The sequence below is a fragment of the Microbacterium sp. bgisy203 genome (genome assembly GCF_057706945.1).
In genome coordinates this window covers 1-22,460 of sequence record NZ_JBYIPF010000012.1, presented here as the reverse complement: position 1 = coordinate 22,460, position 22,460 = coordinate 1, and the positions used below count along the sequence as shown (strand labels likewise).

The following is a 22,460-nucleotide window of genomic DNA, read 5'->3' as shown; positions in this document are numbered from 1 at the left end:
GTTTACTCGCGGTAGATCGGGGCATTGCCGTTGACGGCGTCGCCGATATTGTGGATGCGGATGTCGTTGGTCGAGCCGATGATGCCGGGAGGGGAACCGGAGATCACGACGACCTTGTCCCCTTCCTTCGCGAGTCCCTTGCCGAGGAAGAACTCGTCGACCTGGATGAACATGAGGTCGGTGTGCGCGACGTGCTCGACGAGCGTCGACTGCACTCCCCACGTGAGCGCCATGCGGCGACGGATCGCGGGGTCGACGGCGAAGGCCATCATCGGGATGCCCGGGCGCAGGCGCGACATGCGACGCGCGGTGTCGCCGGACTCGGTGAAGATGCAGATGTACTTCGCCTCGATGAACTCCGCGACCTCGTTCGCGGCGAGCGTGAGGATGCCGCCCTGCGTGCGCGGCTTCGCCGAGAACGGACGGATCCGCTCCAGGCCGTGCTCCTCGGTCGACTCGACGATGCGCGCCATGGTCTGCACCGTGACGACGGGGTACTCCCCCACGCTCGTCTCGCCCGAGAGCATGACCGCGTCGGCTCCGTCGAGCACGGCGTTGGCGACGTCGGATGCCTCGGCGCGGGTGGGGACGGGCGCGTGCGTCATCGACTCGAGCATCTGCGTCGCGACGATGACGGGCTTCGCCATGCGACGGCAGAGCTCCACCGCGCGCTTCTGCACGATCGGGACGGCTTCGAGGGGCAGCTCGACGGCGAGGTCGCCGCGGGCGACCATGATGCCGTCGAACGCGTCGATGATCTCCTCGAGGTTGTCGACGGCCTGCGGCTTCTCGATCTTGGCGATGACAGGGACCTTCCGGCCCTCCTCCGCCATGATCTCGTGCACGCGGGTGATGTCGCTGGCGTCGCGCACGAACGACAGCGCGATGATGTCGGCGCCGGCGCTCAGGCCCCAGCGGAGGTCGGCCTCGTCCTTCTCGGAGAGGGCGGGGACGCTCACCGCGACGCCCGGGAGGTTGATGCCCTTGTTGTTGGACACCTCTCCGGGGACGATGACCTTCGTGGTGACGACGGGGCCGTCGACGCTCTCGACCTGGACGCGGACCTTGCCGTCGTCGATGAGCAGGTCGTCGCCCGGCTTGACGTCGTCGGGCAGGCCCTTGAACGTCGTCGAGACGATCTCCTTCGTACCGGGGATGTCCTCGGTGGTGATCTTGAACGTGTCGCCCTCGGCGAGCTCGTGCGGGCCGTCGACGAACTTGCCGAGTCGGATCTTCGGCCCCTGCAGGTCGACGAGGATCGCGACCGCGCGGCCGGAGTCGTCGGCCGCCTTGCGGACATTGGCGAAGCGGACCTCGTGCTCGGCGTAGGAGCCGTGGCTCAGGTTCATTCGGGTGACGTCGACACCGGCGTCGATGATCGCGCGGATCATCTCGTACGATTCGGTGGCGGGGCCCAGGGTGGCGACGATCTTCGCGCGTCTCACTGGCTGTATCTCCGGTCTGTGTGCGGTTGTGGGGTGGATCCAGAATACGCGGGCTGCAAGCCGATGGCGAGGTCTGTCGGACGTACCGGCGACGGCAGTGCGGTGCGTCCCATGAGGTACTCGTCGACGGCCGCCGCCGCCGCCCGACCCTCCGCGATCGCCCAGACGATCAGCGACTGGCCGCGCCCGGCATCGCCAGCGACGAACACGCCGGGAGCGGTGGACTGGTAGTCCTCACCGCGCTCGACGTTGCCGCGTCCGGTGAACACGGTAGCGAGTTGCGCCTCGAGCGTGCTGCGCTCCGGGCCGGTGAAACCCATCGCGATGAGGACGAGGTCGGCGGGGATCTCACGCTCGGTGCCGCTCTTGGGGACGCGGCGTCCGTCGGGGAGGTATTCGGTCTCGGCCAGGCGCAGCGCCCGCACTTCGCCCGCGTCGTTCCCGAGGAATTCGACGGTGGATGCCAGGTACGTCCGCTCCCCGCCCTCCTCGTGCGCCGAGGCCACTTCGAACAGCGTCGGCATCGTCGGCCAGGGCTGGTGGTCGGGGCGGGAGGACGGCGGCTGCTTGCCGATGGCGAGGTTCGTGACACTCAACGCGCCCTGGCGGTGGGCCGTGCCGATGCAGTCGGCGCCGGTGTCGCCGCCGCCGATGACGATCACGTGCTTGCCCTCGGCGTGGATCTGGTTCGGCACCTGGTCGCCTGCGACGGCCTTGTTCGACTCGACGAGGTACTCCATCGCGAAGTGCACGCCGTCGAGGTCGCGGCCCGGGATCGGAATGTCGCGCGGCGCGGTGGCGCCGGTCGCGACGACGACGGCGTCGTACCGCGCGCGCAGCTCGTCCCACGTGATGTCGACGCCGATCTCGACGCCCGCGCGGAAGCGGGTGCCTTCGTCCTGCATCTGGCGCAGGCGCGCCTCGAGGTGGCGCTTCTCCATCTTGAAGTCGGGGATGCCGTAGCGCAGCAGACCGCCGATGCGGTCGTCGCGTTCGAACACCGCGACGGTGTGGCCCGCGCGGGTCAGCTGCTGCGCGGCGGCGAGGCCCGCGGGGCCCGAACCGACGACGGCGACGGTCTTGCCGGTGAGGCGCGCGGGCGGCTCCGGCTCGACCCAGCCCTTCGCGAACGCGTCGTCGATCGTCGCGACCTCGATCTGCTTGATCGTCACGGCAGGCTGGTTGATGCCGAGCACGCACGAGCTCTCGCACGGCGCGGGGCACAGGCGGCCGGTGAACTCGGGGAAGTTGTTCGTCGCGTGCAGACGCTCGATCGCGGCGCGACCCTCGCCGCGCCACATGAGGTCGTTCCACTCCGGGATGAGGTTCCCGAGCGGGCATCCCTTGTGGCAGAACGGGATGCCGCAGTCCATGCAGCGGCCCGCCTGCCGGCGCAGCACCGCCGAGTCTCCCGGCTCGTAGACCTCTTTCCAGTCCATGATGCGCACGGGAACCGGCCGGCGCGCCGGGAGCTCGCGCTCGGTGGTCTTGAGGAAGCCCTTCGGGTCAGCCACCGGTCACCTCCAGGATGCGGGTCCAGACGACGTCGCCGTCGGGGTCGAGCCCCTCGGCGGCCGCGTCTTGACGGGTCTGCAGCACCGCGGCGTAGTCGCGCGGCAGGACGCGGACGAAGTTCTCGGCCTCGGCCTCGAAGTCGTCCAGAAGAGCGGCGGCGAGGGTCGATCCGGTCTCGGCGACGTGCTGCTCGAGCAGGTCGCGGAGGATCTCGACGTCGCCCGAGCCGAGGTCGAGCAGCTCGAGCTCTCCGCTCGCGAGCGCCTCGCGGTTGACGAGCGCGCGATCGAGCTTGTAGACGTAGGCCGCGCCGCCGGACATGCCGGCTCCGAGGTTCCGCCCGGTCGTGCCGAGGATCACCGCGAGGCCGCCCGTCATGTACTCGAGCGCGTGATCGCCGACGCCTTCGACGACGGCGGTCGCGCCGGAGTTCCGCACGAGGAACCGCTCCCCCACGACGCCGCGGAGGAACATGCTGCCCTGCGTCGCGCCGTAGCCGATGACGTTGCCGGCGATGACGTTCCGAGACGCGTCGAATGCGGCATCCCGCGGCGGACGCACCACGATCTGCCCGCCCGACAGGCCCTTGCCGACGTAGTCGTTCGAGTCGCCCTCGAGGCGCAGCGTGATGCCCGCGGGAAGGAACGCGCCGAACGACTGGCCGGCGGACCCCGTGAGGTTCACCTCGATCGTGCCGGCGGGGAGGCCGTGCTCGCCGTGGGCGAGCGTGACGCGGTTGCCGAGCATGGTGCCGACCGCGCGCTCGGTGTTGCGGATCGGGAGGTCGACGGAGAGGTGACCGCCGTGCGCGATGACGTCCTGCGCCTGCTCGATGATCGGCACGTCGAAGTGCTTGTCGAGCTCGTGGTCCTGGTCGCGGCGGTGCCGACGCGGAGCGTCGGGAGCGAACGCGGGCCCCTCGAGGATCGGACGCAGGTCGAGTCCGTCGGCCTTCCAGTGCTCGATCGCACCGTTGACGTCGAGCAGGTCGCTGCGCCCGATCGCCTCGTCGAGCGAGCGGAACCCGAGCTCGGCCAGGTACTCGCGTACCTCCTCGGCGAGGAACTCCATGAAGTTCACGACGAACTCGGGCTTGCCGGTGAAGCGGCTGCGCAGCACGGGGTTCTGCGTCGCCACGCCCACGGGGCAGGTGTCGAGGTGGCAGACACGCATCATGACGCAGCCCTCCACGACGAGCGCCGTCGTCGCGAAGCCGAACTCCTCGGCGCCGAGGAGCGCCGCGACGATGACGTCGCGACCCGTCTTCAGCTGCCCGTCGGCTTGCACCACGACGCGGTCGCGCATGTCGTTGAGCATGAGTGTCTGCTGGGTCTCGGCGAGGCCGAGCTCCCACGGCGTGCCGGCGTGCTTGAGGGAGTTGAGCGGGCTCGCACCGGTGCCGCCGTCATGCCCCGACACCAGGATGACGTCGGCCAGGGCCTTCGCGGTGCCGGCGGCGACCGCGCCGATGCCCGACTGGCTCACGAGCTTGACGTGCACCCGGGCGGCGGGGTTCGCCCGCTTCAGGTCGAAGATCAGCTGCTTGAGGTCCTCGATCGAGTAGATGTCGTGATGCGGCGGCGGCGAGATGAGCCCGACGCCGGGGGTGCCGCCGCGGGTGCGGGCGATCCACGGGTAGACCTTGCCGGGCGGGAGCTGCCCGCCCTCGCCGGGCTTCGCGCCCTGGGCGAGCTTGATCTGGATGTCGTCGGCGTGGGTCAGGTACATGCTCGTCACGCCGAAGCGGCCCGAGGCGACCTGCTTGATGGCGCTGCGGCGCGTCGGGTCGAGCAGGCGCTCGACGTCTTCGCCGCCCTCGCCGGTGTTCGACTTCGCGCCGATCGAGTTCATCGCGATCGCGAGCGTCTCGTGCGCCTCCTTGGAGATCGAGCCGTAGCTCATCGCCCCGGTGGAGAAGCGCTTGACGATGGATGCCACCGGCTCCACCTCGTCGATCGGCACCGGCGGACGCTCACCCGTCTTGAGGCGGAACATGCCCCGGAGCGTCTTCAGCTCACTCGCCTGGTCGTCGACGAGCTTCGTGTACTCGCGGAAGATGTCGTACCGCCGCGTACGCGTCGCGTGCTGCAGGCGGAAGACGGTGTCGGGGTTGAACAGGTGCGGGGCGCCGTCGCGGCGCCACTGGTACTCGCCGCCGGTCCACAGGCGCTCGTGGGCGCGCGCGGCCTCGTCCTCGGGGTAGGCGTAGTCGTGACGCGCCTGGTTCTCGATCGCGATCTCGCGGATGCCGATGCCGCCGAGCTTCGTCTCGGTGCCGGTGAAGTAGCGCTTGACGAACTCCTCCGAGAGACCGACAGCCTCGAACACCTGCGACCCCGCGTACGACGACACGGTGGAGATGCCCATCTTGGACATGATCTTGAGCACGCCCTTGCCGAGGGCGTAGATGAGGTTCTTGACAGCCTTCTCGGGCGTGATGCCGGTGATGAAGCCCGCGCGCACGAGGTACTCGACGGTCTCCATCGCAAGGTAGGGGTTGACCGCCGAGGCTCCGTAGCCGATGAGGGTCGCGACGTGGTGGACCTCACGCACGTCGCCCGCCTCGACCACGAGACCGACCTTCATGCGGTTCTGCTTGCGGATGAGGTGGTGGTGCACCGCCGAGAGCATGAGGAGCGAGGGGATCGGGACGAGGTCCTTGTTCGAGTCGCGGTCGCTCAGGATGACGAACTCCGCGCCCTGCGCGATCGCCTCGTCGACCTCGTCGTACATCTCCTCGAGCCGCTGCTCGAGGGCGTTCTCCTCGTGATCGAGGCGGTACAGGCCCCGGATCGTGACCGACCGGCGCCCGGGGAGCGCCTTGTCGATGTTCTGGAGCTTGGCGAGCTCGTCGTTGTCGATCACGGGGAAATCGAGCGTGATCGTGCGGGTGTGGTCGGGGCCCCAGTCCAGGAGGTTCCGCTCGGGGCCGAGGCCGAGCGAGAGAGAGGTGACCACCTCTTCGCGGATCGAGTCGAGCGGCGGATTCGTCACCTGCGCGAACTGCTGCACGAAATAATCGAACAGCAGGCGCGGACGCTCCGAGAGGACGGCGATCGGGGCATCCGACCCCATCGCCCCGAGCGGCTCGGCGCCGTTCTGGCCCATCGGGGTGAGGAGGATGCGGACCTCCTCCTCGGTGTAGCCGAAGGTGCGCTGACGACGCGTGATCGAGGCGATCGGGTGGACGATGTGCTCGCGCTCGGGCAGGTCCTTGAGGCGCACGCGCCCGGCATCCAGCCACTCCTGCCACGGGTGCAGGGTCGCGAGCTCGCGCTTGACCTCGTCGTCCTCGATGATGCGCTGCTGCGCCGTGTCGACGACGAACATCCGGCCGGGGCGCAGGCGCCCGCGCCGCTTGATGCGCTCGGGCTCGAAGTCGAGGACGCCCGTCTCGGAGCCGATCACGACGAGGCCGTCCGTCGTCTCAGTCCAGCGGCCCGGGCGCAGACCGTTGCGGTCGAGGGTCGCGCCGACCAGGGTGCCGTCGGTGAAGATGAGGGCGGCCGGACCGTCCCACGGTTCCATCTGCATCGAGTGGTACTCGTAGAAGGCGCGGAGGTCCGGATCGATGTCGGCCTGCTTCTCGTAGGCCTCGGGCACCATCATCATGACGGCGTGCGGCAGGCTGCGCCCGGTGAGGGTGAGCAGCTCCAGCACTTCGTCGAAGGATGCCGAGTCGCTCGCGCCCTTCGTGCAGATGGGCAGCAGCGGCTTGATGTCTCCGATGAGCTCCGATTCGAGCTGAGACTGGCGGGCGCGCATCCAGTTGCGGTTCGCGCCGACGGTGTTGATCTCGCCGTTGTGCGCGAGCATGCGCAGCGGCTGGGCGAGCGGCCACGACGGGAACGTGTTGGTCGAATAGCGCGAGTGCACGACGGCGAGCTCGGACTGGAAGCGCTCGTCCTGCAGGTCGGGGTAGAACGGCTCGAGCTGGAGCGTCGTGACCATGCCCTTGTAGCCGATGGTGCGCGAGCTCAGCGAGACGAAGTAGGCGCCGTGCTCGCGGCGGGCGCGCTTGCGCAGCCGGTAGACGCGACGATCGAGCGCGATACCGCGGAGGGCCGGCGCGTCGCCGACGGCGGGGTGCGAGACGAAGAGCTGCTCGAAGACGGGGCGCGCGGCGTGCGCGAGCTTGCCGAGGTGCTCCTCCTCGGTGGGGACGGTGCGCCACCCGAGCACCGTGAGGCCCTCGGACGCGGCGATCTTCTCGACGCCCGCCTTGACGGCGGCGCGCTCGTCGTCGTCGCGCGGCAGGAAGGCCATGCCCGCGGCGTACTCGCCCACGGGCGGAAGGTCGAGACCCGAGACCTCACGGAAGAAGGCGTCGGGCATCTGCGTGAGGATGCCGGCGCCGTCGCCGGTTCCCGCATCGGACCCGATCGCGCCGCGGTGCTCGAGGTTCCGCAGGGCCGTCAGAGCGAGGGAGACGATGTCGTGCCCGGGCTCGCCGCGCAGCGTCGCGACCATCGCCAGGCCGCAGGCATCCTTCTCGAATGCCGGGTTGTACATTCCCTGCTTGGCGGGGAATCCCACCGGGACCTCCGGTGCGGAACCCGACATGTCACGCGTGGTCGGTTCTCGACGGGGGCTCGAAGCCATACCTACCGTCCTCAAAATCGTGCTGAATCGGGACGACGTCGGCCCTTGCTGTGTTACTTGCTGACGACTGTGCTTGTGGCGGTGTCCGTGACGGCGTCGGACGTCGGGGGTGCGCTGACGTCGACGAACTCGTCGCTGTTCTGCGATTGTACATCGACCCCACCAGCCCACTCGCGGCCGGGCACATAGGGCGACGGCTCGAGGCCGGGGTGACGGCGCGTCTGCACGGCGAAGATCACGATGCCGACGATGACGCCGATGATCGCCGCCCAGACGTTCGTGCGGAGGCCGAAGAAGACCTCGCTCGGATCGATGCGGATCGACTCCCACACGATCCGGCCGGCGCTGTACCAGATGAGGTACAGGGCGAACAGGCGCCCCCACTGCAGGGTGAAGCGCTTGCCGACCCAGAGCAGGAAGATGACGCCGATCACGTTCCAGATCACCTCGTAGAGGAACGTGGGGTGGAAGAGGGTCCCTTCGGGCAGGCCGACGGGCCACGCGGGGTTCGGATAGTCGATCTCGAGGCCCCACGGGAGGTCGGTGGGCAGGCCGTAGAGCTCCTGGTTGAACCAGTTGCCGAAGCGGCCGAGCGCCTGCGCGAGGAGGAGTCCCGGCGCGAGGCAGTCCGCGAAGGTCCAGAAGCGGATGCCGGTCCACTTGCAGCCGAGCCACGCGCCGAACGCGCCGCCGATGAGGGCGCCGAAGATCGCGATGCCGCCTTCCCAGATGCGGAAGATCGCCCAGATGTCCTTGCCTTCACCGAAGTAGAAGTCCCAATGGGTGACGACGTGGAAGATGCGCGCGCCGATGATCGCGAGCGGCACTGCGAGCAGGCAGATGTCGATGACGACCCACGGCTCCGCGCCGCGCTTGGTCAGGCGGCTGTTCGTCATGATCGCCGCGACCACGATGCCCGCGAGGATGCACAGGGCGTAGAAATGGATCGTCAGCGGGCCGATTTGGAACGAACTGATCGGCGGGCTGGGAATCGAGGCGACGACGAGCGCGGAAGAAAGCACGAGGGGCAGTCTACTTCTCCCGTGAGAGCATCCCCGCCCGCCCGCCCCGGCCTTTGACCGAGCGCAGCCGCCCCGGTCGTTGACCGAGCGGAGTGAGTGGAAACGCGGTGACCCTCCGGCGGTGCGTCGCTCAACGACCGGGGGTGGGGTTCCGGTCGTTGACCGAGCGCAGCGAGTGGAAACGCGGTGACCCTCCGGCGGTGCGTCGTTTCGACTCGGTCGCTGTGCTCCCTCGCTCAACGGCCGGGGGTCGGAGGCCCGTGGTGGCGAGCGCTCCAGCCTTTGATCGCGTTGAGACCGCCTTCCGCGTACGCGAGGCGTTTCGCGTGGCTCCACCCCTGCATGCGCTTCTCCCAGGCGAACGCATCGTCGATGCGGTCCATCTGCTCCGACCACAGCAGGGTCACGGGGCGCCGCCGTCGCGTGTACTCGGCGCCCTCGCCCGCCTGATGCTGCGCCAGCCGACGCTCGAGGTCGAGCGTGCTGCCGATGTAGAGCGTGCCGTCGGCGCATCTCAGCATGTACACGAACGCCATGTCGGGATCATAGCTGTGGGATGCCTGGCGGTGTCGGCGTTGTCCACAGGGCGGCGTTTCGACTCGCCGCTGGCGCGGCTCGCTCAACGACCGGGGGTCAGCGGGTGGTGCCGGAGGCGAGGGCGCGCGCCTCGGCGGTGAGCCCCTCGATACCGCCGTCGCGGAGCGCGCGGACGAGCGCCGTCCCGACGATCGCGCCGTCGGCGTAGGCGACGACGTCGTGCACCTGCTCGGGGGTCGAGATCCCGATGCCGACGCACGCCCGGTCGACGCCGTGCGTCCGCAGCCGTTCGACGAGGGTGCGCGCCGCGGCATCCAGCTCCGCCCGCTCGCCCGTGGTCCCCATCGTCGACACCGTGTAGACGAAACCGGTGGAGGAATCGGCGATCATCTGCAGGCGCTCGTCGGTCGAGGTCGGTGTGGCGAGGAACACGCGGTCGAGGCCCGTGCGCTCCGATGCGGCGATCCAGTCGGCGGCGGCGTCCGGGGTGATGTCGGGCGTGATGAGGCCCGCTCCCCCGGCGGCGAGGAGATCATCGGCATAGCGGTCGACGCCGTACTGCAGCACAGGGTTCCAGTACGTCATGACGAGCACCGGCACGTCGACCCGCTCGGTGATCGCGCGGACGGCGGTGAAGGTGTCGCGCAGGCGGAATCCCGCCTCGAGTGCCGCGTGCGTGGCCTCCTGGATGACGGGGCCGTCCATCACGGGGTCGGAGTAGGGCGGTCCGAGCTCGAGGATGTCGGCGCCCGCCTCGGCCAGCGCGACGGCGGCCTCGATCGACGTCTCGAGATCGGGGTACCCGAGCGGCAGGTACCCGACGAAGGCGCCGCGTCCCTCGGCGCGCGCCGCATCGATGGCGGCGGCGACGCGGCTCACAGTTCGACTCCCTCGCCCTTGGCGCCCTCTTCGGGAGCGGGCGCCTCGACGGGGCTCTCCCCGTCGTACAGTCCGAACCACTGCGCGGCGGTGTCCATGTCCTTGTCGCCGCGGCCGGACAGGCTGACCGCGATGACGGCATCCGGACCCAGCTCGCGTCCGATCCGAAGGGCGCCCGCGAGGGCGTGTGCCGACTCGATCGCGGGGATGATCCCCTCGGTGCGCGAAAGCAGCCGGAGCGCCTCCATCGCCTCGGTATCGGTCGCGGGGATGTACTTCGCCCGGCCGATGTCGGCGAGCCACGCGTGCTCGGGGCCGACGCCCGGGTAGTCCAGGCCCGCCGAGATCGAGTGCGACTCGATCGTCTGCCCGTCCTCGTCCTGCAGCACGTAGGTGCGCGCGCCGTGCAGCACCCCCGGTCGGCCGCGCTCGATGGATGCCGCGTGCTGATCCGTGTCGACGCCGTCGCCGGCCGCCTCGACGCCGTACAGGCGCACGCCGGCATCGTCGAGGAACGCGTCGAACATGCCGATCGCGTTCGAGCCTCCGCCGACGCAGGCGACGACGGCATCCGGCAGCTTGCCGGTCTCCTCCAGCAGCTGCGCGCGCGCCTCTTCGGAGATGATCTTCTGGAAGTCGCGCACCATCGCGGGGAACGGGTGCGGGCCCGCCGCGGTGCCGAAGATGTAGTTCGTCGTCTCCACCGAGGCGACCCAGTCGCGGTACGCCTCGTTGATCGCGTCCTTGAGGGTCCGCGATCCGGTCGTCACCGGGATGACCTCGGCGCCGAGCAGGCGCATGCGGGCGACGTTCAGCGCTTGGCGTTCCGTGTCGACCTCGCCCATGTAGATCGTGCAGTCGAAGCCGAAGAGGGCTGCGGCGGTCGCCGTCGCGACGCCGTGCTGGCCGGCTCCGGTCTCGGCGATGACGCGTGTCTTGCCGAGGCGCTTCGTGAGCAGGGCCTGCCCGATGACGTTGTTGATCTTGTGCGAGCCGGTGTGGTTGAGGTCTTCGCGCTTGAGGAACACGCGCGCCCCCCCGGCGTGCTCGGCGAAGCGCGGCACCTCGGTGAGGGCCGACGGCCGCCCCGCGTAGGAGCGCAGCAGGCCCTCGAACTCGGCCTGGAAGGCGGGGTCGACGACGGCGGCCTCATAGACGGCTGTCAGCTCGTCGATGGCGGCGATGAGGGACTCGGGCATGTACCGCCCGCCGAACTCGCCGAAGAACGGGCCGTGCTGGTCCCGCAGACTCTGGATGCCGGGACTCTGAACGTCGGGGCTGGTCGACATGCTCATACCTCCAGAAACGCGTGCAGGGTCGAGACGGGATCGTTCGTCACGAGCGCTTCGCCGACGAGGACCACGTCGGCGCCCGCGCGGCGGTAGTGCGCGACGTCGGCGGGGGTGAGGACGGCGGACTCGGCGATCTTCACGGCATCCGCCGGGAAGTGCTCGGCGAGGGATCCGAACAGGTCGCGGTCGAGCTCGAACGTGGAGAGGTTCCGCGCGTTCACGCCGATGAGCTGCGCGCCGATGTCGGCGGCGCGGTCGAGCTCGTCACGTGAGTGCGTCTCGACGAGCGGCGTCATGCCGAGCTCGCGCACGAGGTCGTGGAGCTCGCCGAGGAGCGGCTGCTCCAGCGCCGCGACGATGAGGAGCACGAGGTCGGCGCCGGACGCGCGGGCCTCGAGCACCTGGTACGGCGTCGCGATGAAGTCCTTCCGCAGGACCGGCAGCGACACGCGCTCCTTGACGGCCTCGAGGTCGGCCAGCGAGCCCTTGAACTTCCGTCCCTCGGTGAGGACGGAGATCGCCGAGGCGCCGCCTTCTTCGTACAGGGATGCCTGCCGTGCGGGGTCGGGGATGGCGGCGAGGTCTCCCCGCGAGGGGCTCGCGCGCTTCACCTCCGCGATGATCTTCACGCGGTCAGCCGGGGCGAGGGCGGCGAGGGCATCGCGCGCGTGCGCCTGCGCGAGCGCGGCGCGCTCGACATCGGCGAGCGGCCGGGCGACGGCGCGGGCCTCGGCATCCTCCACCGCACCGGCGGTGAGGCCTGCCAGCATGATCAGTGCTGCTTCGGGGTGTACTTGGGCCCGTGCGCGCCGTAGCCGGCCTTCGACATCAGCACGCCGACGACGGCGCCGATGACGAGGAGGACGACCGACGCCCAGACGAGCGCGGGCTTGTCGAGGAAGAAGAAGAGCGTTCCCAGCGAGATCGCCACGAGCATGATGACCACCGAGGTCCAGGCGGCCGGCGAGTGTCCGTGGCCGGGATCTTCGATGTCGTAGCTCATGATGCTCCTCTGGAAAGGCGGGCGTGGGCGGGTCGCGCCCAGTCTAGCGGGCGGGCGCGCTGCGGCCGGTACGCGGGGGACGCCGTCTCGGGTGCGGCTGTGGACAATCCGCGCGCGCCGCTCCGGGTGGCGCTAGGGTGACGCCGAATCCGCACACCAATGGAGGTCTGCATGCGTCGAACGACGATGTCCGCCGCTGCCGCGATCGTGGCACTGTCCCTGTCCGCCCTGTTCGCGACGCCCGCGAGCGCCGCGCCCACGCCGGGTTTCTACGACCCGCCGGCGCAGCTGCCCGCTGCCAACGGCGCGCTCGTGAAGTCCGAACCGATGAACCTGTTCGCCCAGGTGCGCAAGAACGGCGGCGCGACCTCGCTCCCCGGCACCGCGACCCGCATCGCGTACCGCTCCACGGACGCCCTCGGCGCCCCCGTCGCGGTGACGGGGGCGTACATCGAGCCGACGGCCCCGTGGGCGCACGGGCAACGCCCCCTCGTCGTCCTCGCCGCGGGCACCCAGGGCCAGGGCGACGCGTGCGCGCCGTCGAAGTCGCTCGAGTCGCTCATCGTCGTCGACGACACGCAGATCTCCCTGAACTACGAGATCCCGAACATCTACGCGTTCCTCGCCCGCGGCATCGCGGTCGTCGTGACCGATTACGTCGGTCTCGGAACGCCCGACCGCGTGCACACGTACGGTGTGCGGCTAGATCTCGCCCACGCTGTGCTGGATGCCGCGCGCGCCGCGCTCACGGTGCCGGGTGCGTCGGTGAACGCGTCCTCGCCGGTGGGGCTGTACGGCTACTCGCAGGGCGGCGGCGCGGTCGCCGCGGCGGCGGAGCTCGCCTCGTCCTACGCGCCAGAGCTCAACATCAAGGGCACCTTCGCCGGCGCTCCCCCCGCCGACCTGTTCGGCGTGCTGCAGACCGCGGACGGCGGACTGACCGCGGCGGTCGGCTACGCGTTCAACGGCATCCTGAGCTACTACCCCGCGGCGAAGGCGGAGCTCGACGGCGCGTTGAACGACGCCGGGCGCGCGGCCCTCGACGGACTCTCCCGCGCGTGCACGGTCGACGCCGCCCTCACCTACCGCGGCGTCACGACGTCGCAGTGGACGACGACCGGTGAGTCGTTCGCGCAGGTCGTCGGCCGCTCGCCGGCGGCTCAGCAGGCGATCGCCGACCAGCGCATCGGTCTCGGTGTTCCGAACGCCCCCGTGCAGGTGCTCACCGGCACGAAGGACGACGTCGTCCAGCACGCCCAGGCCAAGCAGCTCGCGGCGGACTGGTGCGCGCGCGGGGCGAAAGTCACCTACGTGCCGGTGATCCAGCCGGTGAAGACATCGGTCAACCACCTCGGTCCGGCCGTGACGCGGGCGCTGCCGAGCCAGCAGTGGCTGGTCGACCGGCTCGTCGGCCTCCCCGCGTTCGGCAACTGCGGCCATCTCGGCTGGCTGCCGTGATCGGTCGCGCGATGACGCCGGTCGAGGTCAGCGCGCCGTCGGGTCGTCGCCGTGCGACAGCTCGTCCCACGAGTCGATCGCGCGGTCGCTGATCGAGTCATACGGGCGGGGGCCGGCGCTCGCCGTCTGCCCTCGCCCGGGAGAGGACTCGCCGCTTTGCCGGTAGCGGCGCCCGCCGCTGCGCCACCGGTGCGCCGTGGCGAGGGTGAACACGCCCCCCGCCGCGATGAGGAGGCCGCCGAGCGCGGCGGCGAAGGGCCACACGGTGCCCTCGATCGCGGTCACGAGGTCGGCGATCGCCTGCCCTCCCGAGAGGCCGGTCGCGGCGGTGACGGCCGGAGCGACCGCGTCGAGCGGATGGCCGAGGGCGATGCGGAGCGCGCCGACGAGGATCGTGCCGCCGATGACCGCGGCGAGGACGCCGAACACGTAGCGCAGCACGCGCCCGACGACCGTGAGCGCGAGCCCGAGCGCGAGCGCGGCGAGGGCGAGGGGCGCGAGCAGGGGCAACGCGTCGGCACCCGCGACCTCGAGCGCCTCGTCCGTTCCCGCCTGCAGCGTGACGGTCAGCCACGTCTGCGTCGACGCGATGAGCGCGAGCGCGCCGCCCAGGACGATCGTGAGAACGGCGTACAGACGTCCTTTCGCCGTCACGAGACGCCCTCGGGCTCGTCGCCGGAGACCGGGTGCAGATCGCCAGCCACCGGGTGCAGATCGTCGGCGTCGAAGCACGTGCGGTCGCCCGTATGGCACGCGGCACCGATCTGCTCGACGGCGATCAGCAGCGCGTCGCCGTCGCAGTCGAGGCGCGCGCCCTTGACGTACTGGGCGTGGCCGGAGGTGTCGCCCTTCCGCCAGTACTCCTGACGTGAGCGCGACCAGAAGGTCACGCGGCCTTCGGTGAGCGTGCGCCGCAAGGCTTCGGCATCCATCCACCCCAGCATGAGCACCTCGCCGGTGTCGTGCTGCTGGATGATCGCGGGCGCCAGGCCATCGGCGTTGAAGGCCACCCGGGCGATGCGGTCGTCGACGTCGCTCATCGGCGCACCTCGATCCCGTCGGCGGCGAGCGCGTTCTTGACCTCGCCGATCGTGAGCTCGCCGGAATGGAAGACGGATGCCGCGAGCACCGCGTCGGCTCCCGCGTGGAGGGCCGGGGCGAAATCGCCCACCGCGCCCGCACCACCCGACGCGATCACGGGTACGGAAGAGATCTCCCGCATGAGGGAGGTGAGCTCGAGATCGAACCCGTCCTTCGTGCCGTCGGCGTCGATCGAGTTCACGAGCAGCTCGCCGGCGCCCCGGTCGATCGCCTCGCTCGCCCAGTCGAGCGCATCGAGGTCGGTCAGGGTGCGTCCGCCGTGGGTCGTCACGACGAATCCCGACCGGGTGCCGGGGGCGCGCTTGACGTCGAGGGAGAGGACGAGCACCTGCGAGCCGAAGCGGTCGGCGATCTCGCCGACGAGCTCGGGGCGGGCGATCGCGGCGGAATTCACGCCGATCTTGTCCGCGCCGACGGCGAGCAGGCGCGCCACGTCGTCGGCGGTGCGCACTCCCCCGCCGACGGTCAGAGGGATGAACACCTCCTCCGCGGTGCGGCGGACGACGTCGTACGTCGTCGCACGGTCATCGACCGTCGCCGTGACGTCGAGGAAGGTCAGCTCGTCGGCCCCCTGCGCGAAGTACAGCGCGGCGAGTTCGACCGGGTCGCCCATGTCGCGGAGGTTCTCGAAGTTGACGCCCTTGACGACGCGGCCCGCGGCGACATCGAGGCACGGGATCACCCGGCACGCGAGACTCATCTCAGAGCCTCGCGTTGTGGATGGGAGTGACGAGGATCGCCCGCGCGCCGATCGCGTACAGCGCGTCCATGACCTGGTTGACGGTCTTCCGGGGGCTCATGACGCGCACAGCGACCCAGGCGGGGTCGCGCAGCGGAGAGATCGTCGGCGACTCGATACCGGGTGCGAGCACGACCGCCTCGTCGACGAGGTCGGCGGGGAGGTCGTAGTCGATCAGCACGTAGCGGCGCGCGACCATGACTCCGCGCAGGCGCCGCAGCAGCGTCTCGACGCCGTCGGCCTCGACGGGTGCGCCGATGAGGACGGCCTCGGATTCGAGGAGCACGGGCCCGAAGATCTCGAGGCCCGCCTGCTTGAGGGTCGTCCCGGTCGAGACGACGTCGGCCACGGCATCTGCCACACCGAGCTGGACGGCCGACTCGACGGCGCCGTCGAGCGGCACGAGATCGACGGCGACGCCCTGCTCGTCGAGGAATGCGTCGACCAGGCCCGGGTAGGCCGTCGCGACGCGGAGCCCCTCGAGGTCGGTGACGTCGCGGAACCGACCGGGAGGGCCGGCGAAGCGGAACGTCGAGCCACCGAAGCCGAGCTGCTCGATCTCCCGCGCGCCCGGCATCCGTGCGTCGAGCAGTAGGTCACGACCGGTCACGCCGACGTCGAGCGCGCCCGAGCCGACGTAGGTGGCGATGTCCTTCGGGCGCAGGTAGAAGAACTCGACCTCGTTCACGGGGTCGATGACGTGCAGGTCCTTCGGGTCGCGACGACCGGTGTACCCGGCCTCGGCGAGCATCTCGGCGGTGGTGTCGGCGAGGGAGCCCTTGTTCGGCACGGCGATGCGCAGCATGGCGGGAGCTTTCGTGTCGGAGTGTGTGGAGGACGAGGCGCGCTCAGAGATGTCGGTAGACGTCCTCGAGTGACAGGCCCTTGGCGAGCATCAGCACCTGCAGGTGGTAGAGCAGCTGCGAGATCTCCTCGGCCGTCTCGGCATCCGTCTGGTACTCGGCGGCCATCCAGACCTCGGCGGCCTCTTCGACGATCTTCTTGCCGATCGCGTGCACGCCGCGGTCGAGCTGCGCGACGGTGCCCGAGCCCTCGGGGCGGGAGGCTGCGGTCGCGGTCAGTTCCGCGAAGAGGCCCTCGAACGTCTTCACCCTGACAGGCTACCGGTCCCCGCCCGGGTCGGACGCACGGACGGTGCGCTGCGGGGCGCGGGCACGGGGACACGCGCGCAGGGGCGCTGGCTAGGGTCGAGACATGGATGCCATCAGTCAGCTGCTCTGCGACGTTCTCGACGAGGTCCGCCCCGACGCCTCCGGCGCGGTCGCCGACTACATCCCGCAGCTCGCCTCCGCCGATCCGGACCGCCTCGGACTGGCGATCATCGGCCCGCGCGCGGGCATCAGCGCCGTCGGCGACGCGGACGCGGCGTTCACCATCCAGTCGATCTCGAAGGCGATGGTGTTCGCGCTCGCCGTCGACCGGTGGGGTCCGGATGCCGTGATGCAGAAGGTCGACGTCGAACCGAGCGGCGAGCCGTTCAACGCGATCAGCCTCGAGAAGGGCACGGGGCGCCCCGCGAACCCGCTCATCAACGCGGGCGCGCTCGCCGTCACGTCGCTCATCCCGGGTGCAGACATCGTCGAGCGGTCGGCGACGATCCTCGCGGGCTTCTCGGCGTTCGCGGGGCGCGACCTGGCCGTCGACGAAGACGTGTACCGATCGGAGTCGGCGACGGGTGACCGCAATCGTGCGCTCGGGCATCTGCTGCGCTCGTACGGGATCTTCACCGACGAGGTGGACGACGTCGTCGAGACCTACTTCCGACAGTGCTCGGCCCTCGTCACGGTGCAGGACCTCTGCGTCATGGCGGGAACCCTCGCCTTCGGGGGCCGAAACCCCCTCACCGGGGAGCGGGTGGTGAGCGAGCGCAGTGCGCGTGACACCGTCGCGGTCATGTCGTCGTGCGGCATGTACGACAACTCCGGCGAATGGCTGCTGCGTGTCGGCCTCCCGGCCAAGAGCGGCGTCGCGGGCGGGCTGATCGCGATCTCGCCGTCGCAGTTCGGTGTCGGCGTGTTCAGTCCGCGTCTGAACGCGCGCGGCAACACGGTGCGCGGGCAGATGGTCCTCGAGAAGCTGTCGGAGCGATTCGGCATGCACGTCTTCGAGGCTCACGAAGCCGTTGCGACGCCCGAGGTCGCCATTCGGGAGGACGGCGACGAACTGCGGGTCATCCTCGGCGGTGAGCTCTCCTTCAGCGGCGTCGAGCGGGTGCTCACGCGCCTGAGGGACATCGACCTGCCGGGTCGGTCGATCGTGATCGACGCCGGAGGCCTCGCCCAGGTGCACCCGATGGCGATCGACGTGCTACGCCGGCAGGTATCCGACTCGGACAGACGCGTGCGCGTCGAAGGCTGACCGGCTGGCCGTCTGCGTCAGTGGGTATGCGCGGATGCCTCGGAGCGGAGCGCCTCGATCGCCCGCCCGGGGTCGTCGGCGCCGAAGACGGCCGACCCGGCGACGAACGTGTCGGCTCCGGCTTCGGCGGCCTGCGCGATCGTCGAATCGGAGATGCCGCCGTCGACCTGCAGCCACACCTGCGAGCCGCGACGTCGTGCTTCGTCGCGCAGGAGCGCGAGCTTGGGCATCTGGTCGGCCATGAAGCTCTGCCCGCCGAAGCCCGGCTCGACGGTCATCACGAGGATCTGGTCGAACTCGTCGAGCACCTCGAACAGCCCCTCGACGGGTGTCGCCGGCTTGACGGCCACGCCCGCCCGCGCGCCGATCTGACGGAGGCGGCGCGCGAGGGTGAGCGGGTCGGCGGCCGCCTCGAGGTGGAAGGTCACCGAGGCCGCGCCGAGCTCCGCATACCCCGGCGCCCAGGTGTCGGGGTCGGTGATCATGAGGTGCACATCGAGCGGGACGGGGCTGGTCTCCTGGATGCGCTGGACCATCTGGGGGCCGAAGGTGAGGTTCGGCACGAAGTGGTTGTCCATGACGTCGACGTGCACGAAATCGGCGTTCGCGATCCGCTCCAGATCGGCCTGCATGTTCACGAAGTCGGCGGAAAGGATGCTGGGGTTGATGCGCGGCTCGCTCACGCGCCCATTATCCACACCGCCGCGGGAAACGGCGTTGTGGGCGCGTCGAAACCGATAGGGTCCTCACAGGTATCGAGAAGGAGAGCCATGAGCAACGACGGCGCACCGCAGCCGCAGTGGGACGCTGAGGCCGGACAATGGGTGTCCGGAGATCACCGGTGGGATGCCGCGAGCGGCCAATGGGTCGCGCGCGACACCGCCGCTCAGACCCCGCCCGCGCCGCAGGCGCCCGCGAGCGACGCCGCGCCCGCGAGCGACGCGGCGCCCGCTGCGGAGTCCGAGGCGCCCGCCACGCCGCAGACGCCCTCGCAGCCGACGACCGGCGCAGAGGCTCCGGCGACGCCGTACGCGAGTCAGCAGACGTCTCCGCAGGCCTACCCCGCTCAGGGTCAGCAGCCCTACCCCGGTCAGCAGGCCCACCCGGGCCAGCAGTCCTACCCCGGGCAGCAGGCCTACCCGGGCCAGCAGCAGGCATCCCCTGCCCAGCCGTACGGCTCGCAGGCGTACCCGACGCAGACCGACACCACCAGCAAGAAGAAGCTCGGCACAGGCGCGATCATCGGCATCATCGCCGGTGGCGTCGTCCTCCTCCTGCTCATCGTGCTCGGCATCGTCGCACTCGTCGGCGCAGCGGGCGGCTCGTCTCCCTCCGGTGGTGGCGGCGGTGACGACACGAAGAAGTCCAGCCCCGAACAAGTGGTCACGTCGTACCTCGAGGCGATCGCCGACGGCGATGCGAAGACGGCTCTCGGGCTCATGGAGAGCAAGCCGTCCGATACGACGCTCCTCACCGATGAGGCGCTCGCCGCGTCGAACGAGCTCGGTGAGATCGCGGACATCGACGTCACCGCGCCGAAGACCGACAAGGACTCCTATTCGGCTGATGTCGAGGCGTCTTTCACGGTCGGCGGCGAGCCGGTCTCGGGCACGTTCCGGGTGGCCGACTACTCGGGCAAGGGCGAGTGGGAGATCTACGTCGGCACGATCGACATCTACCTGGGCGACCGCTACAAGGGGCTCGGCTCCACGATCAACGGCATCGATATCGATGACGCGGAGAGCGTCACCGTCTTCCCGGGCACGTACGAGCTGGCCGTCTCGAACGAGAACTACGCGCTCAGCGGGACCACGTCGGCCGTCGTGAGCGACCCCGCCGACTACACGGAGGGAGACCTCGAAGCGACCGTCGGCCTGAGCGAGTCGGGCCTCACCGCTTTCCGTACGGCAGTCAACGATTCGGTCAACGCCTGCGTGGCCTCCAAGACGCTCGAGGCGGGTTGCGGGCTCACCGTTCCCGGAACACTCAGTGACGGCACCCAGATCGTTGACGGCACCCTGACGCGTACGCTCAGCGCCGATGCCCAGGCGAAGCTCGCGAACCTGCAGCCCGATGAGATCTACGGCGACCCGATGCAGGTGAGCGGGCCTTACATCGGTTCGGTCGATGTCGTGGCCGACTGCATCGTCGATGGCCAGACGATGACGGGGTGCGAGTTCTTCTTCACACCGTCGATCGGCTCGCCGCTCGTCGACTTCACGACGACGCCGCTCACCGTGCGCTGGGACTGACGCATCACGCGCCGACGGGCGCCGGGGCACTCCTTCGCGGAGCGCCCCGGCGCCCGTTCGCGTAAGCCGGCCCCGTGAACCCGACCCGGTGAACCCGGCCCCGTGAACCCGGCCCCGTGAACCCGGCCCCGTGAACCCGACCCGCGGCGAACCGCGTTCCGCTTCGGGTTCGGATGAGTCGGCGGGAGTGTCAGCGTCGCCGCAAGAGCGAGATTGACATCGCGTCGGTGCCGTGGCGGTGCGGCCAGAGCTGGGCACGTCCGCTACCCCCCGATTCCGGGAGGTCGATCGGATGCCGGGAGATCTCCGCGACGACGGCCCGCGCGTCGAGCTCCTCGACCGCGTCGCCGTGACGACGAAGCGCCTCGGACACGACTGCGGCCGTCTCGGCGAGGTGCGGCGAGCAGGTGACGTACGCGACGATTCCTCCCGGCGCGAGCGCCGCGAGCGCGGCATCCAGCAGCTCCGACTGGAGCGCGGCGAGAGCAGGTACATCGGCCGGCGATTTGCGCCAGCGCGCTTCGGGGCGTCGCCTCAGCGCGCCGAGACCGGTGCAGGGCGCGTCGACGAGGATGCGGTCGTACCGCCCCTTCCCCGCGCGCGTGCGTCCGTCCTCTTCCGAGACCGGCACGTCGAGTGGCACGCCGGCCACCGAGTCGCGGACGAGACCGGCGCGCGCCGGGGACAGTTCGTTGGCTTCCAGCAGGGCGCCTCCCGCGAGCGCTTCCGCGGCGAGGACCGCGGTCTTGCCGCCGGGAGCGGCGCACAGGTCGAGCCACCGCTCCCCCGCACGCACCGGCGCAACCCGGCTGAGCGCGAGTGCGGCGAGCTGCGAGCCCTCGTCCTGCACGCGCACGCGCCCTTCCGAGGCGACGACGAGGGCGCCCGGGTCGCCGCCGGGCGAGCGGAAGCCGATCGGCGAGTAGGGGGTGGCTTCGGCATCCGAGGGGACATCGGCGAGCCCGGGGAGAGCGCTCATCGTCACGACCGGTGAGACGTTGTCGGCCTCGAGAAGTGACTCGAGTTCGTCGGCGCGCCCCTCCGCGGCGAGGGCGCGGCGGAACGCGCGGATCACCCAGACGGGGTGCGCGTAGCGCAGGCCCAGGCGCTCGTCCTCCGAGCGGGCGGCTGCGTCGAGTCGAGCGAGCCACTCGTCGATCGACCTCTCCGACACGCGCCGGAGCACGGCGTTCGCGAAGCCCGACGCGGGCTTTCCCGCAGCCTGCCGCACCTGGCGCACCGTCTCGTTGACCGCGGCGTGCGAGGGCGTGCGCATCGACAGGAGCTGGTGCGTGCCGAGGCGCAGCGCGTCGAGGACGGCCGGGTCGATGGCCGAGACCGAGCGACCTGCGGCATCCGCGATGATCGCGTCGTACGTGCCCTCGCGGCGGAGCGTGCCGTAGGTCAGCTCGGTCGCGAGCCCGGCGTCGGCGCCGCTCAGTCCCGCGCGGGCGATCGCCCGCGGCAGGAGCAGGTTCGCGTAGGCGTCGGAGGTGTGCACGGCGCGGAGCGTGTCATAGGCGACCCAGCGCGGCGACCGCCCGGATGCCTCCTGCGCGCGGCCGCGCGCGTGCGCCTCGGCGCCCGACGCGTCGCGGGCGCTCACGACTCACCCCCGTCGGCGGCGTCGCTGTCGTCGTGTTCGCGTGGAAGGTCGGCGCGCGGGGTCGCGCCGCGGAGCCCCCGCCACCAGTCGGGGGCACCCATCGCCGCCTTGCCGGCGGGCTGGACCCTCTTCAGCAGGATCGTGCCGTCGCCTGTGCCCATGACCACATCGCGCCCGACGAGCGCGAACTCGCCCGCTGCCGCCGCGCCGTCGGGGCCACGCAGTGCGGCGAGGATCTTGAGGCGCTGCCCGTCGATCGTCACGAACGCCCCGGGCTCGGGCGTCGTGCCCCGGTAGCGGTCGAGCACGCGGTCGGCGGATGCCGTGAGGTCGAGCGCGCCGTCGGCGAGGGTCAGCTTCGGGGCGAGCGTCGGCTCTCCCGTCTGTGCCGCGGCGCGGGCGGTGCCCGCATCTATGGCGTCGACCACCTCGGTCAGGAGCGCCGCGCCGACGTCGGCGAGGTTGGCGAGCACCTCCCCCGCGGTCGCCCCGCGCGGCACGTCGTAGCGGACCTCGCCGTAGACGTCGCCGGCATCGAGGGCGGGCACGAGCTGGAACACGGCCGCGCCGGTCACGCGGTCACCGGCGATGAGCGCGTGCTGCACCGGGGCGGCGCCGCGCCCACGCGAG

Annotated in this window: 20 protein-coding genes; 3 read left to right on the top strand and 17 right to left on the bottom strand. The window is 70.6% G+C overall.

Annotation, left to right across the window (positions count from 1 at the left end):
- Positions 1–2: 2 nt before the first annotated feature.
- From pyk to AC3ENQ_RS13510, 9 genes are all read right to left on the bottom strand, one after another.
- Positions 3–1,445, bottom strand: a complete 1,443-nt coding sequence (pyk, locus tag AC3ENQ_RS13550) for a pyruvate kinase (RefSeq protein ID WP_431805271.1) — start codon at positions 1,443–1,445, stop codon at positions 3–5.
- A complete protein-coding gene (locus tag AC3ENQ_RS13545) occupies positions 1,442–2,959 on the bottom strand; it encodes a glutamate synthase subunit beta (RefSeq protein WP_431805270.1) in 1,518 nt (505 codons plus the stop codon). Before AC3ENQ_RS13545 ends, pyk begins: the two co-directional genes overlap by 4 nt.
- Entirely contained in the window at positions 2,952–7,523 is a 4,572-nt protein-coding gene (gltB, locus tag AC3ENQ_RS13540) for a glutamate synthase large subunit (RefSeq protein ID WP_431805269.1), read from the bottom strand. The genes AC3ENQ_RS13545 and gltB overlap by 8 nt, the downstream gene beginning before the upstream one ends.
- Positions 7,524–7,615: 92 nt before the next feature.
- Positions 7,616–8,584, bottom strand: coding sequence for a prolipoprotein diacylglyceryl transferase (gene lgt, locus AC3ENQ_RS13535; RefSeq protein ID WP_431805268.1), 969 nt, complete (start codon positions 8,582–8,584; stop codon positions 7,616–7,618).
- Between the two features lie 236 nt (positions 8,585–8,820).
- Positions 8,821–9,120 carry a GIY-YIG nuclease family protein gene (locus AC3ENQ_RS13530; protein ID WP_431805267.1) on the bottom strand — a complete coding sequence of 100 codons (300 nt, stop codon included), beginning with the start codon at positions 9,118–9,120 and terminating at the stop codon, positions 8,821–8,823.
- A 97-nt stretch (positions 9,121–9,217) separates the two neighbouring features.
- Positions 9,218–10,000: a tryptophan synthase subunit alpha gene (gene trpA, locus AC3ENQ_RS13525; RefSeq protein WP_431805266.1), complete on the bottom strand. Its 783-nt coding sequence runs from the start codon at positions 9,998–10,000 to the stop codon at positions 9,218–9,220.
- Positions 9,997–11,289, bottom strand: a complete 1,293-nt coding sequence (trpB, locus tag AC3ENQ_RS13520; RefSeq protein ID WP_431805265.1) for a tryptophan synthase subunit beta — start codon at positions 11,287–11,289, stop codon at positions 9,997–9,999. The genes trpA and trpB overlap by 4 nt, the downstream gene beginning before the upstream one ends.
- A gap of 2 nt (positions 11,290–11,291) precedes the next feature.
- On the bottom strand, positions 11,292–12,062 hold the full coding sequence (trpC, locus tag AC3ENQ_RS13515) for an indole-3-glycerol phosphate synthase TrpC (RefSeq protein ID WP_431805264.1): 771 nt from the start codon (positions 12,060–12,062) through the stop codon (positions 11,292–11,294).
- Between the two features lie 2 nt (positions 12,063–12,064).
- Positions 12,065–12,295 (bottom strand): DUF6704 family protein, encoded by a 231-nt coding sequence (locus AC3ENQ_RS13510; RefSeq protein WP_431805263.1) that lies wholly within the window; start codon positions 12,293–12,295, stop codon positions 12,065–12,067.
- Positions 12,296–12,466: 171 nt separating this feature from the next.
- Between AC3ENQ_RS13510 and AC3ENQ_RS13505 the strand changes: the two genes are divergently transcribed.
- Positions 12,467–13,753 (top strand): lipase family protein, encoded by a 1,287-nt coding sequence (locus tag AC3ENQ_RS13505; protein WP_431805262.1) that lies wholly within the window; start codon positions 12,467–12,469, stop codon positions 13,751–13,753.
- 27 nt (positions 13,754–13,780) lie between these two features.
- On the opposite strand, the gene AC3ENQ_RS13500 is transcribed toward AC3ENQ_RS13505, so the two are convergent.
- Genes AC3ENQ_RS13500 through AC3ENQ_RS13480 form a run of 5 tightly spaced genes read right to left on the bottom strand, consistent with a single transcriptional unit; the run spans position 13,781 to position 16,705 of the window.
- On the bottom strand, positions 13,781–14,407 hold the full coding sequence (locus AC3ENQ_RS13500; protein ID WP_431805261.1) for a Trp biosynthesis-associated membrane protein: 627 nt from the start codon (positions 14,405–14,407) through the stop codon (positions 13,781–13,783).
- Complete coding sequence (gene hisI / locus AC3ENQ_RS13495; protein WP_431805260.1) at positions 14,404–14,793, bottom strand: phosphoribosyl-AMP cyclohydrolase; 390 nt, start codon at positions 14,791–14,793, stop codon at positions 14,404–14,406. Before hisI ends, AC3ENQ_RS13500 begins: the two co-directional genes overlap by 4 nt.
- Positions 14,790–15,554 carry an imidazole glycerol phosphate synthase subunit HisF gene (gene hisF / locus AC3ENQ_RS13490; protein WP_431805259.1) on the bottom strand — a complete coding sequence of 255 codons (765 nt, stop codon included), beginning with the start codon at positions 15,552–15,554 and terminating at the stop codon, positions 14,790–14,792. Before hisF ends, hisI begins: the two co-directional genes overlap by 4 nt.
- A gap of 1 nt (position 15,555) precedes the next feature.
- The gene (hisG, locus tag AC3ENQ_RS13485) at positions 15,556–16,398 is read right to left on the bottom strand and encodes an ATP phosphoribosyltransferase (RefSeq protein ID WP_431805258.1); all 843 of its coding nucleotides are present in this window, start codon (positions 16,396–16,398) and stop codon (positions 15,556–15,558) included.
- 43 nt (positions 16,399–16,441) lie between these two features.
- Entirely contained in the window at positions 16,442–16,705 is a 264-nt protein-coding gene (locus AC3ENQ_RS13480) for a phosphoribosyl-ATP diphosphatase (protein WP_431805257.1), read from the bottom strand.
- A gap of 103 nt (positions 16,706–16,808) precedes the next feature.
- Between AC3ENQ_RS13480 and glsA the strand changes: the two genes are divergently transcribed.
- Complete coding sequence (gene glsA / locus AC3ENQ_RS13475) at positions 16,809–17,972, top strand: glutaminase A (RefSeq protein ID WP_431805256.1); 1,164 nt, start codon at positions 16,809–16,811, stop codon at positions 17,970–17,972.
- A gap of 17 nt (positions 17,973–17,989) precedes the next feature.
- On the opposite strand, the gene rpe is transcribed toward glsA, so the two are convergent.
- Positions 17,990–18,655 (bottom strand): ribulose-phosphate 3-epimerase, encoded by a 666-nt coding sequence (rpe, locus tag AC3ENQ_RS13470; RefSeq protein ID WP_431805255.1) that lies wholly within the window; start codon positions 18,653–18,655, stop codon positions 17,990–17,992.
- 87 nt (positions 18,656–18,742) lie between these two features.
- Between rpe and AC3ENQ_RS13465 the strand changes: the two genes are divergently transcribed.
- Positions 18,743–20,224 (top strand): hypothetical protein, encoded by a 1,482-nt coding sequence (locus AC3ENQ_RS13465; RefSeq protein ID WP_431805254.1) that lies wholly within the window; start codon positions 18,743–18,745, stop codon positions 20,222–20,224.
- A gap of 190 nt (positions 20,225–20,414) precedes the next feature.
- Here AC3ENQ_RS13465 and AC3ENQ_RS13460 read toward each other — a convergent pair whose 3' ends face one another.
- Complete coding sequence (locus AC3ENQ_RS13460) at positions 20,415–21,725, bottom strand: RsmB/NOP family class I SAM-dependent RNA methyltransferase (RefSeq protein WP_431805290.1); 1,311 nt, start codon at positions 21,723–21,725, stop codon at positions 20,415–20,417.
- A gap of 101 nt (positions 21,726–21,826) precedes the next feature.
- Positions 21,827–22,460: methionyl-tRNA formyltransferase (locus AC3ENQ_RS13455; protein ID WP_431805253.1), on the bottom strand; the 634-nt coding region annotated here is incomplete at its 5' end.